The sequence below is a fragment of the Aliivibrio sp. S10_S31 genome (assembly GCF_014694495.1).
Classification (GTDB): Bacteria; Pseudomonadota; Gammaproteobacteria; order Enterobacterales; family Vibrionaceae; genus Aliivibrio; species Aliivibrio fischeri.
Map to the genome: position 1 here is coordinate 137597 of NZ_JAAUWR010000011.1, position 17690 is coordinate 155286.

Genomic DNA, 17690 nt, shown 5'->3' on the forward strand with positions numbered 1-17690 from the left:
TTTAATCGTATTTCAGAAGAATGATCAAGTGTCATTCTTCTGAGATCAACCTGATTGAATTGTTTGATATTTTCATTGATCTTCTCTGAAGCCTTGTCAGATATACATCCTCTGTAATTTAGGAGGAAAGTTTCATGCTTCCGAAGTAGATTAGTTCTTGATCATGCTTCTTAGTCCAGAACTTACATTCTATCAATTTACACCTGTTTATTACTGAAATATTAGCCTTGATCATGCTTCTATTTTATATAAATAGCTTAGTGAATAGACTCAATATATCTCTATATTACATTTAAATTTTTCAGAATTTTTTCATAAAATTAATTGAAAATACATCAGCCGTAATTTAGTCTATCTTTTTCACGCTTCCGTGAAAATTTACACTGTAAATCAACGCTAGTGACACTGTAACACTTTAAGTTTAACTTATTTTGCTCGTAATTATCTTGATTATTTTTAGTGTTTTTTAACTGTAAATGTCAGCTTTGATATTTAAAATTTCTTTTTTAATGAATATCACATAATTAAATTCATGTTCAGCTATTTGTTGAATTATTGCTTTTATGCTGTACAATTGTTTTCATAGTTAATACTGATGGCGAATATAATGAATAGAGAACAAACCATTGCCAATTTAGCTGCATTGGCAGAGCAAACTCAGCAAGTTCAATCTGATCGTATTGAGTTAGTACTTGAAGAAAGAAATAATGAACACTTCCCTCCAATGTCGAAAGCAATGATGGAAACTCGTTCTGGTTTAACAAGACGTAAGTTAGATGAAGCGATTACTCGTTTAGAATCTGAAGGTCATCAATTTACAAAAAATAATGCGAATCATTACTCAATTTCTTTGACTGAAGCGCATATGTTAATGGATGCGGCAGGCGTTCCAACATTTCATGAACAGAAGAAAAATGCTAACAATAAACCTTGGGTGGTTAATGTTCAGAACCAAAAAGGTGGTACTGGTAAATCAATGACAGCTGTACATTTGGCTGCATGTTTAGCGTTAAATCTGGAAAAAAGATACCGTATCTGTCTAATCGATTTAGATCCACAAGGCTCACTTCGTCTATTTTTAAACCCTCAGATTAGCGTGTCAGAACAAGATACTATTTATTCTGCTGTTGATATTATGCTAGATAATGTACCTGAAGGTGAGGTTATTGATGGCGAGTTCATGGCCAAAAATGTGCTTTTAAACACTCAATATCCAAATTTAAAAACGATTTCAGCTTTCCCTGAAGATGCAATGTTTAATGCTGAAGCATGGCAAGATTTATCAACAAATGGCTCTCTAGATATCGTTAAATTATTGAAAGAAAAAGTGATTGATCCAATTGCCGATCAATTTGATGTCATTATGATTGATACCGGTCCACACGTAGATCCATTAGTTTGGAATGCAATGTACGCATCGAATTCGTTATTAATTCCATGTGCTGCAAAACGTTTAGACTGGGCTTCAACGGTTAACTTTTTCCAACATTTACCAACGGTTTATGAAATGTTCCCAGAAGACTGGCACGGTTTAGAGTTTGTTCGCTTAATGCCAACCATGTTTGAAGATGACAATAAAAAACAAGTTTCTGTGTTAACGGAAATGAATTATTTATTGGCTGATCAAGTTATGATGGCGACCATCCCAAGAAGCCGAGCATTTGAAATTTGTGCAGATACATACAGTACCGTATTTGACTTAACTGCCGCTGATTTTGAAGGTGGTAAGAAGACACTTGCTGTAGCTCAAGATGCTGTTAAGAAAAGCGCACTAGAGTTTGAACGCGTATTACACAGTCACTGGAATTCATTAAATAAAGGGGAGTACTAATTCATGGCGATTAAAACTTCTGATTTAAACGCAAAACTGTTTGGTAAAACTAATAAGCGTCGTGCAACAACGCCTGTTGAAGCACAAAAAGCAGCTAAATCACAAGCTCAAGTTATTGAATTAGCTGTTGCTGGTGAAGATTTAGTGACGTTTGAATTACGTAAAATTCCTGCTAAAGATGTGAGTTCATCAACGGTAGTATTTGCTGAAAATGCTCGTGAACAATCTTTTTTAACTGAGCATGCACTATCAGATATATTATCTACATTACGTGATCGTGGTCAGCAATATCCTGCTGTTGGTCGTGTGGTTGAAGGCGGTAAGATTGAAGTTCTTGATGGTAGCCGTCGTCGTATGTCATGTATTTTGGCTGAACAAGATTTCTTAATCTATGTTGCTGAAGGTATTAATACAAAACATGCAAAATTCCTATCTGACGTTGCTAATGCTCATAAACCACTTTCATTATATGAGCGTGGTAAAGAAATGCAGGCAATGCTTTCTCGTGGTGATGTTGCCGATCAAAAAGAATTAGCAAAAGTATGCCAGTGCAGTGAAGCTTTAGTCAGTGGAGCTCTAAAAGCAGCGACTTTACCATTGGAATTACTACAAGCTTACCCAAGCGTAAGTGAAATAGGTCGTCCAACGGTAGTTAAGCTTCATAAGCTCTATAACGCCCTCTCAGAAGAAGAGCAGAAAACCTTATTAAAGCAGTGTGCTGGTGAACAAGGAGCTGCCTGGACGCGTTCTACGGCTCTTGGTGTTAGTCGAATGACTAAAGAAGTAACAGAGCTGATTGAAGTATGGATTGAAGATCTATTACCGAAAAAAGAACCAGCAAAATCGTTAACGACTGAATTAGTAAAAGGACGTGCTTCTTATAAACGTAAAGGCTCAGGCTTAACGTTAAGTTTGAAAAAAGTTGATGATGCTTTGATGGAAGATATTCTTGAGTACATTAGTCAAAAAGTATCGTAACTAGTATTTATTAAATAATAAAAAAGAGCCTGATTTAATCATTAAATCAGGCTCTTTTTTTATCTAAGAAAGCATTAAACCAATGGTGCTAAATCAGCTGGTCGGTAATTTACTGATTTAAGAACTTTACCTTGTTTAATTACTTTATTTTCTAGTTCTACATTTTTTGCACATTTCGCGATAATAAAACCGCCTTTTTCTGTCGACATCAGTTCAATGCCTTGCTCTGCATAGAATGCTTTTGTTGCTTGGTATTCATCTTCTGTTTTACATACTTTACTCATGTTGCTTGAATGAACTTCATCCCAGCACGGAATAAATTCAATATTCAGATTTTTAGCAACGTTTAGAAGTAAATCTACAAGATACGAAATACTTAAATTATCTTCTAAATTCTTTGTGCCAAGATGAACTGCTCTTCCCATTAATACATAAACCGTATCAACAATAGCATCAGCTTGTTCAATCTTGCTGTCTGCTTCTGCTAATTCTGTTAGTTCTTCAATAGCTAGAGATGTATGTAGTAGGTCATTTTTTTCATCTAGTGATTCAGGTGAATCAACAGCTAAGTCAAAGGTACTTCTGAATTGTTCGATATCTTGATAAAGCTTTTGGTAAACCGCTGGAGTTAATTGACTTAAATGCATGTTTATTTCCTAAATGATGAAGTCATAAATGAGTTAGTTATTATACCTTTTCAAATAAACTCTCGTCATACTTTCTTTTCTTAATTGAAGGAAACTTTGTATCTCATGCTACAATTCAATGGTTTTTATCTCTCGTATTAATGGATTTTCCCATGCTTCAAGTTTTATCTTTTTTGAAAACAGTTTCTGCTTATGCAGCGAGTGGTTTTATTCGATACCCAATTCTTTTAGAAGGTTCTATCGGTTGGAGCGAAGAAGTCATTAAAGAGTATATTGCTCATTCTGGATATCTGGATTCTGATATTGAGGTTTACGGTAACCTTTCTATTGGTGAATTACCTAGCTTAGAAATGAAAGCAGCTCTAAAAAAATTAGGGCAAGAAACACATTGTTTGGTGATCGATATTTCTCATGAGTTTAACGCGAATGCAATAAATGCAGTTTGTGGAACACTTGTTGGCGGAGGATTAGTTTTTTTTGTTCGTTCAGAAGACTCATCTTTGCATCGTAATATCGAACGTTGGTTAACACTCTTTAAAAAGCAGATGCTCGTTATTTCAGAAAATGCTCCTGTACCGTCACTACCGCAGGTTCCGACAGAAAAAAAGTTAACGTCGTCTTTTACTCAGACAGATAAATTAGATGAACTATATCGTTCTATCGATCAAAAGCATGCCGTGTTAAGTATACAAAGAGTGATTACTGGCCACGCTAAGAGACCATTAATTATCACCGCTGATCGTGGACGAGGAAAATCTTCAGCAATAGGTATCGCTATCGCTGAGCTTGTTCGTGATAAAAAATTGGTTATTGGTATTACGGCACCACTACGCGTGAATATCAATGAAGTTTTCGGTCATGCTGCAAGTGTGGCAAAAAAATTAGGAATGCCATTTAAACAAGAAAAAAACACCTTAACTATAAATGGCTCAACGGTTACGTATTTTGCTCCGGATGAATTAATACGTGATTCTTATTCATTAGATTTGTTATGTATCGATGAAGCGGCAGCTATTCCTGCACCGATGTTATTGGCATTAACTGAGCGTTATTCTCGTCTGGTTTTTTCTACCACAATTAATGGTTATGAAGGGACTGGTAGAGGATTCGAAATAAAGTTCAAAAAGCAACTTGCTCTGCTACGCCCAAACTTTCATTCTGTGGAAATGATACAACCTATTCGCTGGTCTGAACTCGATCCATTAGAAAATTGGTTATCTTCTGTTTTTTTATTAGATCACAAAGTGTCGAGTAATAAGCAACTGGATATTAGCCGAGAGGATGTCGAATTTGTTCGCTTGAATGTAAGTGATTTATTAACGTATCCTGAATTAGCACAATCCATTTTTTCTTTATTAGTGTCTGCTCACTATCAAACATCACCTAATGATTGGTTGGCTCTATTATCTGATCCTAGTCTCTTTTGTTGGGCTGGCATAGATAAATCGTCTAGAAGCGTACTTACATGCGCATTAGTTTCTTCAGAAGGTGAACTCGACAATCAGCTTATTGCTGATATTCAACTTGGAAAGAGAAGACCTAAAGGACATTTAGTTCCTGTTTCGTTAACACAAACGTTATGTATTAACGAACCGGCTCAACAATCTTGTATTCGTATTATGAGGATTGCGGTTGAGCAGCATTATCAACGTATGCATCTTGGTTCTAAATTAATTGAGTGTATTAAAGCATTCTATTGTGATTTAGGTGTTGATTACCTAAGCACAAGCTTTGGCTCGACTCCTGGATTGAATGAATTTTGGTTGAGCTTAGATTTTAGTTTTATACGATTAGGTATTTCTAAAGATAAAGCGAGTGGAAGCCACTCGTTACTTGCGGTATTGCCTTTATCTAAAAATGCGGTCGAATGGCAACCTGTTGGTAAAGATTATTTTTCTATGGCTTTACCTGAACAACTACTAAGTGTTTTTAATGAACTTGATGTTTCTGAAGTATTAAGTTTATTAAAAGGGATTGATACGAAACAGCCGTTATCCGATTTAATGATTAAAAGAATTGAAATGTATTCTAATGGTGGGTTAGGCGTTGAGATGATTCAGTATGAACTCAGACACTTTGTATTGTCATCTATATCATCTCTGCTACCTCTAAATATAACGCATCAAGTGTTAGTGGTGTCTAAAATCATTCAATTACAAGATTGGAAAACTACCATTTCTCTTTCAAAGGTTTCAGGAAGAAGAGAAGCCGAAGCTGAAATGCGCTCAGCAATTAGAATCTTATTATGTAATTTACACTGTAAATCCTAGTCAAATCATTATAGCTATCAATTTACAGTGTAAATTAAGATTTTCATATTCATTGAATTTACACTGTAAATTCCACATAAAGAGTTATCCTAAATTTGATTCAGCCTTCTAATATTCAATGATTTGTTGTAGTTCCTAACGTATAAATACTATATTCTTAATGTAATAGGATTGTTATCTGAATAACAACAATTAGGGATATATAAATGAGTAAGAAAGGATTCAACAAGCTTGATAAACATGAGCTGGATTTTGTTGATGACAAAACGGCGGCTCTACTTTTAAATACACCAACTAATGCAAAAATTCTTTTATGGGTGATTGTCGTTTTCTTTTGTATTGCTATTGGTTGGGCCTCTTGGGCTGAAATTGATAAAGTTACTGTAGGTCAAGGAAAAGTCATTCCCTCTTCGCAATTACAAGTTGTACAAAACTTAGAAGGGGGTTTAGTCAAAGAGATGTTGGTTAAAGAAGGTGACCAAGTTGAAAAAGGACAGCAACTTCTTTTAATTGACGATACTCGCTTTCGCTCTGATTTTAGAGAACGTAAAAAACAACTGATCAATTTAACTGCAAGCGCTCAACAATTGGCGGCTTCGATGGATAGTATTCTTATTCAGGATATAAATAATCGTAAGCGCTGGAAAGAATCTGTCATCATTTATACTGATAAATTAAAATTTGATGAAGAGTTTGCGAAAGAAAATCCAATTGTTACTCGTCGCCAGCTTGCAGAATATAAAGCTGATATGAATAACCTGAAAAACAGAATCTTTGTTTTTGACCAACAGGTAAGTCAAAAGCAACAAGACCTTGTAGAAATAAAAGCGCGGGTTCGAAATTTAAAGGCAAGCTATAACCTTGCAAGAAAAGAGTTAGATATAACAAAACCTCTAGCAGATGAAGGTGTTGTTCCTCGCATCGAACTATTAAAATTACAGCGTCAAGTTAACGATACTAAGCGTGAACTTACATCCACTGAATTAAAAATTCCTGTCTTAACTTCTGCAATTCAAGAAACTGTTTTAAACAGAATCGACGCAGCTCTAAAGTTTCGTTCTGAACAGCAAGAAAAATTAAATACTACTCAAGATAAATTATCAGCCTTAACTGAATCACAGGTCGGATTGAAAGATAGAGTAAATCGTACAGTTGTGTTATCGCCAGTTACTGGAACCATAAAAAAAATATACATAAATACGGTCGGTGGTGTTATTCAACCAGGTATGGACTTAATTGAAATTGTACCCACAGAAGATACGTTATTAATTGAAGCTAAGATTGCACCACAAGATATCGCCTTTCTACGTCCAGGGCTTTCTGCCATTGTTAAATTTAGTGCCTATGACTTTACTCGTTATGGTGGTTTGAAAGGTACGCTAGAGCATATCAGTGCCGATACTATTCAAGATGAAGAAGGAAACAGTTTTTATCTTGTAAGAGTTAGGACTTCCCAAGAAGATTTAGAAGAAAAAACACAATTTAATATTATTCCAGGTATGACAACCACGGTTGATATTATTACAGGAAAACGTTCTATTTTAGATTACTTAGTGAAACCTATCGTTCAAGCAAAAGGATCAGCACTAAGAGAATAAAAGTAAAAGGAGCACATCTCACAATGAGAAGTCGATGGTTGTTAGGAATACCATTTGCCATATTCTCTATCGCTTCTATTGCTTTAACACAACAAGAAAATATTTGGATCAAAGCAGTACAAGATGAATATGGCGAAAGAGCCGGAAAAAGAGTGTTAGCTTGGCGAGATATGCTAGCCAAAGCTGATTTGAATAATGAGAGAGAACAACTAAATAATGTGAATCAGTTTTTTAATCAACTCTATTTTGTTGATGATATAAAACTGTGGGGGAAAAAAGACTACTGGGCAACCCCTTTAGAGTTTCTTGGAGCAAATGCTGGTGATTGTGAAGACTTTACCATTGCTAAATATTTTTCTCTGATTGAGTTAGGCGTATCAGATAAAAAATTAAGGCTTATTTACCTTAAAGCAATAGAGTTAAATCAGTTTCACATGGTACTGGCTTATTATCCAACACCAGCATCAGTCCCTTTAATTTTAGATAATATAGATAAAGAAATAAAACCAGCAACAGAACGAACAGATCTTTTACCTATATACAGTTTTAACGGTCAACATCTATGGCTGATGAAAGGAAAAGGTAATGGTCAGCAAGCTGGAAAGTCATCTCGTTTAAGTCTATGGAATGATTTACGAAAACGGAACGATGGCTTGAGATTAAATCACCCAATTTTGAATTATGATGAGTAGTGAGAAATGACATTATATAAACAACTAGTAGCATGGATGACAGCTGTCTTTTTAATATTGATGATTTCTGTTTTTGCCATTGAATTTCGAAATACGCAAGCCTTCTTAGAGAATCAACAGCGCTCAGAAGTGAATAACACCATTAATACGGTTGGTTTAGCATTAGCTCCTTATTTGGAAGATGAAGATAAAGTAGCCTCTGAATCTGTTATTAATGCTTTATTTGATGGAAGTTATTACTCTGCGGTACGTTTAACATTGTTTACAACGAATGAGGAAATTGTTCGAGTTTACCCTGTTAAAATCGATACTGTTCCAGAGTGGTTTACTCAATTACACCTTTTTAGAACTATTTCTGAGAATCGTATTATAACAAGCGGTTGGTTGCAGTTAGCAGAAGTCGAAATTGTTACGCATCCTGGTTATGCTTATCAGCAACTCTGGAATGCTTTGATACAGTTAGCGATAACTTTCTTTGTTGTTATTTGTCTTGGTACAGTAACTATTGCCTTTGTTGTTAAGCGTGCGCTATCTCCTCTTCAACAAATTATTATTAAGATGAAAGAAGTCGCTAATAATAATTTTGAAAACAATTTACCAAAACCAAAGACAAAAGATCTTGAAGCTGTAATTGACGGGATCAATTTGATGTCAGCACAGATAGCGCAAAGCTTTCAATCACAAGCGAAAGAGGCTGAAAAATTGCGTGATAAAGTGTATTTAGATCCTATCTCTGGTCTAGGAAATAGAAGCTTCTTTATGGGGCAGTTAACAAATTGGTTAGCTGAGTCTTCTAAAGGTGGTGTTGCTTTATTTAAAGTAAATTTTATCAATAAAGTATATGAGCAAGATGGCTACGAGGCTGGTGATGCTTTAGTTCGTGAATTGTCTGATTTATTAAAAGCAACGCTTCCTGCATCCAATGTAATTCTGACTCGTATTAACTCTTCTGAATTTGGTTTTATTTTTCCAAATATTGAAGAAGATGAGTTAAAGCTAGCCGCTGAAAATATTGTGGTTTATACCCAAGATATTAAAGGTGACCCAACAGCAACAGCGCCTATTGATGCTGAGCTTGGCGTTGTATTTAATGAAATAAGGAAAACGACAACTGAAATATTATCGCTTGCCGATAACGCATTAACGTTAGCTCATTCAAATCCACAATTACCTTTTGGTTTTATTGCTGATGAAAGCGAGCATGAATTGATGGGTAAACAACAATGGAAAGCGTTTGTTGATGAAGCGATTAATGAACACTTATTTCAATTTACGTTACAACTTGCCACAACTCCTAGCGGAACTGTTTTCCATCAAGAGGTTTTTTCTGCGATAGAAAAAGATGAGCAACGTTACTCTGCTAATCAGTATTTATTTGCATTAGAACAACTGAATGAAACGACTTACTTTGATCAATTTGTAATTAGAACCATGATAGAAAGAGTTTCATCTGGGGAAATAATACAACCTGTTGCGATTAACTTATCAAATCGAAGTGTGGATAACCCAAGTTTCGTTCGTTGGCTAACTGCAACACTGAAGAAGCATAAATCTATTGCGTCATTATTTCATTTTGAAATTCAAGAGAGTGCATTCATTGAAAGTGAAGACCATACGGCATTATTGTGTAATGTGATCCGTTCTTCTGGTGCTGAATTTGGCGTTGATAATTTTGGACGTAATTTTGAATCTTTAGAGTACATTAAATTATTCCGTCCTAATTATGTAAAACTTGACTACCTATTTACCCATCAGTTAGATGATGAAAAACAGCGCTATATTTTAGCTTCTATATCAAGAACGGCACAAAACCTTGGTATTACAACAATCGCATCGCGCGTTGAAAACAAAGAACAATTGGATTTATTAGCAGAACATAATGTTGATGTATTCCAAGGTTTCTTTATTAATGAAAAAGTGGAAGGCATTTAATATGAAGGATTCATTATTACATTCACTTTGCTATGTAAGTCGTTATTACGGACAAATAAATTCACCAGAAGCTTTGATTAATGGATTGCCATTACAAGATGGTAAGTTAACGCCATTTTTATTCTCTCGTGCAGCAGAAAGAGCAGGTTTAGTAGCAAAAGAAAACCAAGGTGAGTTACTTTCTATTCCTCAACTTATTTTACCTGTTGTTTTATTGCTAAAAGGGGGAGAGTCGTGTGTTTTAATCGGGTTTGATGCTGAGCGAAAAGAAGCTGAAATTATTACATTAAGCTCGGATATGTTACCTATATCTATTTCCGTTGAAGACTTAGAAGCTCAATATATTGGTAGGTATATCTTATTAAAAAAACAGTTCAGATATGATGATCGCTCACCTGAGATTTTAAAAAAGCGTGAAGGTCATTGGTTTTGGAGCACTTTGTTTGAATCGAAGCATATTTATCGAGATGTATTTATTGCTTCTATTTTGATTAATATATTTGCAATCGCTACACCTATGTTTACCCGTCTGGTGTACGATAAAGTTGTACCTAATTTAGCGTTCGAATCTCTATGGGTATTGGCTTCTGGTATTTTTGTGGTCTTTGTATTTGATTTTATTTTGAAATACTTAAGAGGCTATTTTATTGATGTAGCAGGTAAAAAATCAGATGTATTGATTTCTTCAAAGCTGTTTCAAAAAGTATTAGGTATTCGAATGGAAGCAAAACCTGCTTCTGTTGGTGCATTTGCAAGGCATTTACAAGAATTTGAGTCTATTCGTGATTTCTTTACTTCGGCAACGATAGCATCATTGATTGATTTGCCTTTTGCTCTTTTATTCTTATTTATTATTTATCTTATTGCGGGACCTATTGTATTAGTTCCTGTCGTCGGTATTACATTGCTGTTGATTCATGCAGCTATAATTCAAGGACCTTTAAAGAAAACGATTGAAGAAGGCTCTCGTTTGTCCTCACAAAAGTATGCGAACTTAATTGAAAGTTTAGTGGGTTTAGAAACGTTAAAGATATTTAATGCACAAAGTCAATATCAGTATCGTTGGGAAGAAGCGGTTACACATATTTCTAATTGGAGCATTAAAAGCCGAAGAATTACTGATTCGATTCAAAATATGGCTGGTTTTGTTCAACAGGCTGTAAACATAGGGATGATTATTGTTGGTGTTTATCTTATTTCTAATGGCGATCTAACCATGGGAGGATTAATCGCATCAACAATGTTAAGTGGTAAAGCTATCGGCCCTTTAGTTCAAATATCTCTACTATCAAGCCGTTATAATCAAGCAAAATCATCAATGACGATTATTGAAGAATTAATGGCAATGCCTGATGAACAGGAAGAAGAGAAGCGATATATTCATCGCCCAATACTTCAAGGAAAAATAGAACTTGATAAAGTCAGCTTTAATTACCCTGAAGCTGAAGTTGCTGCGGTACGTGATATTAGCTTAACGATCAATCCAGGTGAGAAAGTAGCAATTATTGGACGTATTGGTTCAGGAAAAACCACGTTAGAACGCCTTATTATGGGCCTGTATAAGCCCACTGCTGGCTCTGTTCGTATTGATGATACCGACATATCACAATTACACCATGTTGATGTGAGACGTAATATAGGCTGTGTCCCTCAAGATATAACACTATTTTATGGCTCTATCCGAGAGAATATTGTACTTGGACGTGAACTTTCAGATGATGCAGAAGTGATGGATGCAGCCAATCGTGCTGGTGTTACTGCTTTCACACAGCAAGATCCAGCTGGATTAGAGCGTCAAGTTGGTGAAGGTGGTTTATTATTATCTGGTGGACAACGTCAGTCAGTTGCTATTGCGCGAGCGTTAATTGGTCGGCCGCCTGTACTGTTGTTAGATGAGCCAACAAGCTGCATGGATAATCGTACAGAAATGTTATTTAAGAACCAGCTATCACACTTAAAGCCTGCAGAAACGTTAATCTTAATTACTCATAAAACATCGATGTTAGATGTTGTAGATCGACTTATCGTAATGGAGAAGGGTCATATCATTGCTGATGGGCCAAAAGAACAAGTATTAAATGAATTGAAAACCGGAAAGGTAAGAGCGGTAAGTTAAGCTCCTTCTATTTTGTAATAAAAAAGCCCCTCAATGAATTTCACTGAGGGGCTTTTTTTGGTTAGATAATGCTATCTCTTTTTACGGGATGTAAAAATATTCCATTCATTGACAACATCCCCCTTAAACCCAACGACTGTCGCTACTACACGACGGTTTAGGGCATGGCTAACGGCTGAGTCGCCTTTAGCTGTTAGTAATGTGTCACCAAAGCCTATGGTTTCAATACGTTGAGGATCAACGCCATATTCGATTAAAGCGACACGTACTGCTGCTGCTCGTAATTCTGATAAGCGAATATTATATTCAGCATTACCTTGTTGGCTTGCAAATCCTTGTAGTTGAATCGATGTTTCAGGGTATTCTTCTAAAAATTCCGCCATGGTGCGTATTTCGGTTTTGAATATTGGAGATATTTCTGATGAGTCATTTGCAAACAAGATCTTCAGATCTTTTTTATCTGAATGTTCGACATATTCTGCACAGCCATCATTGTCAATTTGAGCACCTCTCGGGGTCCCTGGACAAATATCACGTGCATTTATTACACCGTCATTATCTTCATCTTTTAAATCAGCGATTTGATCTGATTTCGGTGTTTCTATGTAATCTTTATCACCAGAAACACACGCTGTTAAGAAAAGGCTAGCAATAATTACTGGATAAATTGATTGCTTCATAATTATTTCTCCTCTTCTTTGTTTTTATTGTCCCACTCTTGTGGAGTATCAATTAGTAATGAAGGTAATAGTGTCCCTGTTGCATGTAGTACTCGGTATTTTGCAAATTGCTCTGCATAATGAGCATCAAGGTAAGACTTTCTTGCTTCAAACAATTCATTTTCAGTATTAAGTAGGTCAAGTAATGTTCGTTTACCTATACGATATTGTTTTTCATAAGCAATAACAGTGTCTGAAGCAGCATCTACGTGATCGGCTAAAAACTCTTTTTGTTGTAAGGTTAAATCTAGAGCGCTCCAAGACAGACGAAGACCTTGCTCGACATTTCTGTATGCACTATCGCGTAGATCTTTCGCCATATTTAGTTGATACGCGCTTTTTTCAGATAGAGAGCTATCCGTGCCGCCATTGTATAAGTTATAACGCATGCGAACCATTGCGGAGAACTCATCACTACTTCCTTCAATACCTCCAGCATCATCACGCCATGTTTGAGCTGCTTCTAGAGAAAAAGTAGGGTAGTTATTACTTTTTGATTGCGCATATTGATATTTAGCAGCTTGAATATCAGATTGAGCAGTTAAAATTACAGGGTGATGCTCATAAGCTCGTTCAATACCTTCTTGTAAGCTCAATGGTAAGGTATTCGCATCAGCTCTTGGGTAAATAAGAGCTTGGGGTGGAGAGCCTACAATCTGTGTAAAAACTGTATGAGTATCAAAAAGGTTATTTTGAGCCGCTAGTAAATTGCCATGGGCTCTAGCAATACGGGCTTCCACTTGAGATACATCAGCTGTAGAGCCAATTCCTGATGCGGCACGTTTTTTTATGTCTTTATAGATTTTCTTATGGATAGCAAGGTTACTTTCAGATAGCGCAAGGATTTCAGTTGCTTTCACTGCATCTAAATAAACTTGTGATACATCAAGTGCTTTATTTTCAGCTAAAGAGATCAATTGTAATCTTGCAGATTCAGCTTCAGCTTCGGTTCGATCCATATCATTGATGGTGTTTGAACCATCCCAAATTAATTGAGTTAGAGATAGTGTTGCATCTTTTCGAGTTAAACTCGTATCATTTCCATTTACCGGGTTAATTTGTTCATATCCAATCCCAGCATCTAGATCGATAGAAGGTAAGTAATTACCATCAACACTATTACTATCTTCAACAAAGCTCATATAAGAGTTATAAGCTTTTTTTACCTCAGGGTTAGTTGTTAAGGTTTGAGATATTGCTTGCTCTAAAGTTTGAGCTTGTGAAGATACGCTCAAAACAAGCAAACTGCTGCATGTTGCGAGTTTTATCCATTTCAAAGTGTTTCTCCTAATAATCGTATCTTTAAACCATAAATGAAGAAGATATTAACAATTCTATCAATGAGTTAATAACAACATAATGTCATTACTCTGTACTTATTATGTGTACCATTTGTTAGAAATGCTACGTTATGTTGACTTGAAAAGCAAAAAATAACTTGTTGAAATATAATTAGTAACATTTTGGCACAAATAAAATAAAATAAAGTTGAAGGTTTCGGTAAAAGCAGAATAAAAAAGCAAATTTTATTAGGCTCATAACTGAGATTGCTAGTTTATTTTTCTTAAAAAAGATAAAAATAATTTACCTCTGTTAAATAATGTTACGTTTATTTTGGAATAAATATCACATTTGTGATGTCGGGCGTAAAATTAAGAAGTTATGAAAAAAGACCGATAACATACGTTACTTATCTAGTTTTTGATGATGTTGCTTTGTGGATGAAATGTTAAAGGTATGATAAATTTATTACATAGATAACTATGATCTTGGGTGGTGATAGTTAATATGAATAAATGGATTTAGGAATCTCTTCATGGCCTTAAATATATCAGCAAGCAAAGAACAACTTATTGTCATTGATAAAAATGGCAATTTAAAACTAATCAATGCAGGCGATAAAGTATTACCCGGGGAAATTTTACTTAATAATGGTAATGAGAATGTATCATTAGATTCTAATGATATACCTGAAGAAAATAAGGATATTGAAGAAATTCTAAACGCCATTATTGACGGGGAAGATCCTTCCCTGATTACCGAAGCGCCAGCAGCAGGTGAAGATTCTGGTTCTAGTTTAACTACATCGATTGAAATTGAAAGAACAGGCGAAAGTATAATTGCCAAAACAGATTTTGATACTTCTTCTTTAGAGGCTATTGGTTTCTCTAAAACTCAAAGTTTAACATTGTTAGATCAATATAAAGCATATCGAGATACTGGTAGCTTTGATAATGGAATAACTAAAGATACTAAAAATAGCGCTATCAGTAATATTGTTGATGGTGATGAAAAAATAAATGCAGTTTCAGAAAATATAACGATAGGTAATAAAGTCAATATTACTGGTTTGGCCGTTGACCCTGATGGAGATGATGTCACTTATGCATTATCACAAGTAGACATTGATGCAGGGTTATTTGCTATCGACCCAACTACAGGTGTGGTGACGTTAATTGGTAATCTTGATCACGAAGTCGCCGATTCTCACTCTATCACCATCATTGCGACATCGACCGATGGCTCAACAAGCCAAGAAAGTTTTGATATTACGGTGACGGATGCAGATGGTTCGACACCGGGCGGTGGCGATACCGATAACGATGTGGGTCCTGTTACTGACAGTAACGCAGTGGATAATACGATTTCAGAGAATGCTGAAATTGGGTCGGTTGTAAATATCACTGGCCTTGCGACAGATCCAGATGGTGATGAGGTGACTTATGCATTATCACAAGCAGATATTGATGCTGGTTTATTTGAAATCGATGCAACCACAGGTGTGGTGACGCTGATTGGTAATCTTGATCATGAAGTCGCCGATTCTCACTCTATTACCATCATTGCGACATCGACTGATGGCTCAATAAGCCAAGAAAGTTTTGATGTTACAGTAACCGATGCAGACGGTTCGACACCGGGCGGCGGCGATACCGATAACGATGTGGGTCCTGTTACAGATTCAAATGCAGCTGAAAATACTTTGTCAGAGAATGCTGAAATTGGGGCGGTTGTAAACATTACAGGTCTTGCGACAGATCCAGATGGTGATGATGTCACTTATGCATTATCACAAGCAGACATTGATGCAGGGTTATTTGCTATCGACGCAACTACAGGTGTGGTGACGTTAATTGGTAATCTTGATCACGACACAGCGGATTCTCACTCTATCACCATTATTGCAACGTCTACTGATGGCTCAACAAGCCAAGAAAGTTTTGATATTACAGTGACGGATGCAGACGGAACGACACCGGGCGGTGGCGATACCGATAATGATTTAGGTCCTGTTACTGACAGTAATGCAGCGGATAATACGATTTCAGAAAATGCTGAAATTGGGTCGGTTGTAAATATCACTGGCCTTGCGACAGATCCAGATGGTGACGAGGTTAGTTATAAGCTCTCAGATGCAGATATTGTTAAAGGTCTGTTTGCTATCGATGCCACTACAGGCGTGGTGACGCTGATTGGTAATTTAGATCACGAAGTCGCCGATTCTCACTCTATTACCATCATTGCGACGTCTACTGATGGCTCAATAAGCCAAGAAAGTTTTGATATTACAGTAACCGATGCTGATGGTTCGAGACCGGGCGGCGGTGATACTGATAATGATGTAGGTCCTGTTACTGACAGTAACGCAGTGGATAATACGATTTCAGAGAATGCTGAAATTGGGTCGGTTGTAAATATCACTGGCCTTGCGACAGATCCAGATGGTGACGAGGTTAGTTATAAGCTCTCAGATGCAGATATTGTGAAAGGTCTGTTTGCGATCGATGCAACCACTGGTGTGGTGACGCTGATTGGTAATCTTGATCACGAAGTAGCTGATTCTCACTCTATCACCATCATTGCGACGTCTACTGATGGCTCAATAAGCCAAGAAAGTTTTGATATTGCAGTAACAGATATAGATGAAATTCCACCGAATCCACCGACGATTACTTTAGATATCGACAGCGGTAAGTTGGGTAATGATTTCCTAACTAACGATGGTTCATTCACAGTAACCCCAAGCGAAGATGGTAATACGGTTGAGTATTTCGTGAATGGTGAGTGGACGACTGATGCGCCAATCGCTACCGAAGGTGCTAACTCAATTACGGTTCGAGAAACAGATGCGGCAGGCAATGTGTCTGGCTCAAGCACACTTGATTTTGTACTTGATACCCAAGCGCCGAATGCACCAATAATCACTTTAGATACCGATAGCGGTAAGTTAGGTGATGACTTCTTAACTAATGATGGTTCATTCATAGTAACGCCAAGCGAAGTTGGTAATACGGTTGAGTACTTTGTTAATGGTGAGTGGACGACTGATGCGCCAACAGCATCGGAAGGCGACAACTCAATAGTGGTTCGTGAAACTGATACTGCAGGCAATGTATCTGGTTCGAGTACACTAGATTTTGTTTTAGATACTCAGGCTCCAAGTGCACCAATAATCACTTTAGATACCGATAGCGGTAAGTTAGGTGATGACTTCTTAACTAATGACGGTTCATTCACAGTAACGCCAAGCGAAGTGGGTAATACAGTTGAATATCAAGAGGCGGATGGCAGTTGGTCAACAACCCCTCCTGAAGTAGTTGAAGGTGACAACTCAATTACAGTTCGAGAAACAGATGCTGCGGGCAATGTGTCTGGTTCAAATACACTAGATTTTGTTTTAGATACGCAAGCGCCAAATGCACCAAAGATCACGCTGGATACTGATTCGGGTATTAGTGATGGTGATCTGCTTACGAATGATGGCTTATTCACAGTAACCCCAAGCGAAGTTGGCAATACAGTTGAATATCAGGCTGCAGATGGCAGTTGGTCAACAACCCCTCCTGCTGTGGTCGAAGGTGACAACTCAATTACGGTTCGAGAGACTGATGCGGCAGGTAATGTGT

At 36.6% G+C, this 17690-nt stretch carries 11 protein-coding genes; 8 read left to right on the plus strand and 3 right to left on the minus strand.

The annotated features are described in order from the left end of the window. Positions 1-607: 607 nt before the first annotated feature. Both HC728_RS11525 and HC728_RS11530 read left to right on the plus strand, forming a co-directional pair. The gene (locus HC728_RS11525) at positions 608-1831 is read left to right on the plus strand and encodes a ParA family protein (RefSeq protein WP_005423906.1); all 1224 of its coding nucleotides are present in this window, start codon (positions 608-610) and stop codon (positions 1829-1831) included. Positions 1832-1834: 3 nt separating this feature from the next. Further along, positions 1835-2809 carry a ParB/RepB/Spo0J family partition protein gene (locus tag HC728_RS11530; protein WP_005423904.1) on the plus strand — a complete coding sequence of 325 codons (975 nt, stop codon included), beginning with the start codon at positions 1835-1837 and terminating at the stop codon, positions 2807-2809. Between the two features lie 74 nt (positions 2810-2883). Here the strand turns inward: HC728_RS11530 and HC728_RS11535 are convergent, their stop codons facing one another. Next, positions 2884-3456, minus strand: coding sequence for a nucleoside triphosphate pyrophosphohydrolase family protein (locus tag HC728_RS11535; RefSeq protein ID WP_005423902.1), 573 nt, complete (start codon positions 3454-3456; stop codon positions 2884-2886). Between the two features lie 152 nt (positions 3457-3608). Between HC728_RS11535 and HC728_RS11540 the strand changes: the two genes are divergently transcribed. From HC728_RS11540 to HC728_RS11560, 5 genes are all read left to right on the plus strand, one after another. Beyond that, positions 3609-5726, plus strand: coding sequence for a GNAT family N-acetyltransferase (locus HC728_RS11540; protein ID WP_190395520.1), 2118 nt, complete (start codon positions 3609-3611; stop codon positions 5724-5726). 206 nt (positions 5727-5932) lie between these two features. Next, positions 5933-7324 carry an HlyD family type I secretion periplasmic adaptor subunit gene (locus HC728_RS11545; RefSeq protein WP_005423898.1) on the plus strand — a complete coding sequence of 464 codons (1392 nt, stop codon included), beginning with the start codon at positions 5933-5935 and terminating at the stop codon, positions 7322-7324. A 23-nt stretch (positions 7325-7347) separates the two neighbouring features. Then, positions 7348-8016 (plus strand): transglutaminase-like cysteine peptidase, encoded by a 669-nt coding sequence (locus HC728_RS11550; RefSeq protein WP_065624554.1) that lies wholly within the window; start codon positions 7348-7350, stop codon positions 8014-8016. A gap of 6 nt (positions 8017-8022) precedes the next feature. After that, the gene (locus HC728_RS11555; RefSeq protein WP_190395521.1) at positions 8023-9948 is read left to right on the plus strand and encodes an EAL domain-containing protein; all 1926 of its coding nucleotides are present in this window, start codon (positions 8023-8025) and stop codon (positions 9946-9948) included. Position 9949: 1 nt separating this feature from the next. Continuing rightward, positions 9950-12064, plus strand: coding sequence for a type I secretion system permease/ATPase (locus tag HC728_RS11560; protein ID WP_012535331.1), 2115 nt, complete (start codon positions 9950-9952; stop codon positions 12062-12064). Positions 12065-12135: 71 nt separating this feature from the next. Here the strand turns inward: HC728_RS11560 and HC728_RS11565 are convergent, their stop codons facing one another. Next, positions 12136-12744: an OmpA family protein gene (locus HC728_RS11565; protein ID WP_190395522.1), complete on the minus strand. Its 609-nt coding sequence runs from the start codon at positions 12742-12744 to the stop codon at positions 12136-12138. Positions 12745-12746: 2 nt separating this feature from the next. Beyond that, positions 12747-14060 carry a TolC family outer membrane protein gene (locus HC728_RS11570; protein WP_065640982.1) on the minus strand — a complete coding sequence of 438 codons (1314 nt, stop codon included), beginning with the start codon at positions 14058-14060 and terminating at the stop codon, positions 12747-12749. 539 nt (positions 14061-14599) lie between these two features. Between HC728_RS11570 and HC728_RS11575 the strand changes: the two genes are divergently transcribed. Next, positions 14600-17690 (plus strand): cadherin domain-containing protein (locus tag HC728_RS11575; RefSeq protein WP_190395523.1); only part of this gene is annotated, 3091 nt, incomplete at its 3' end.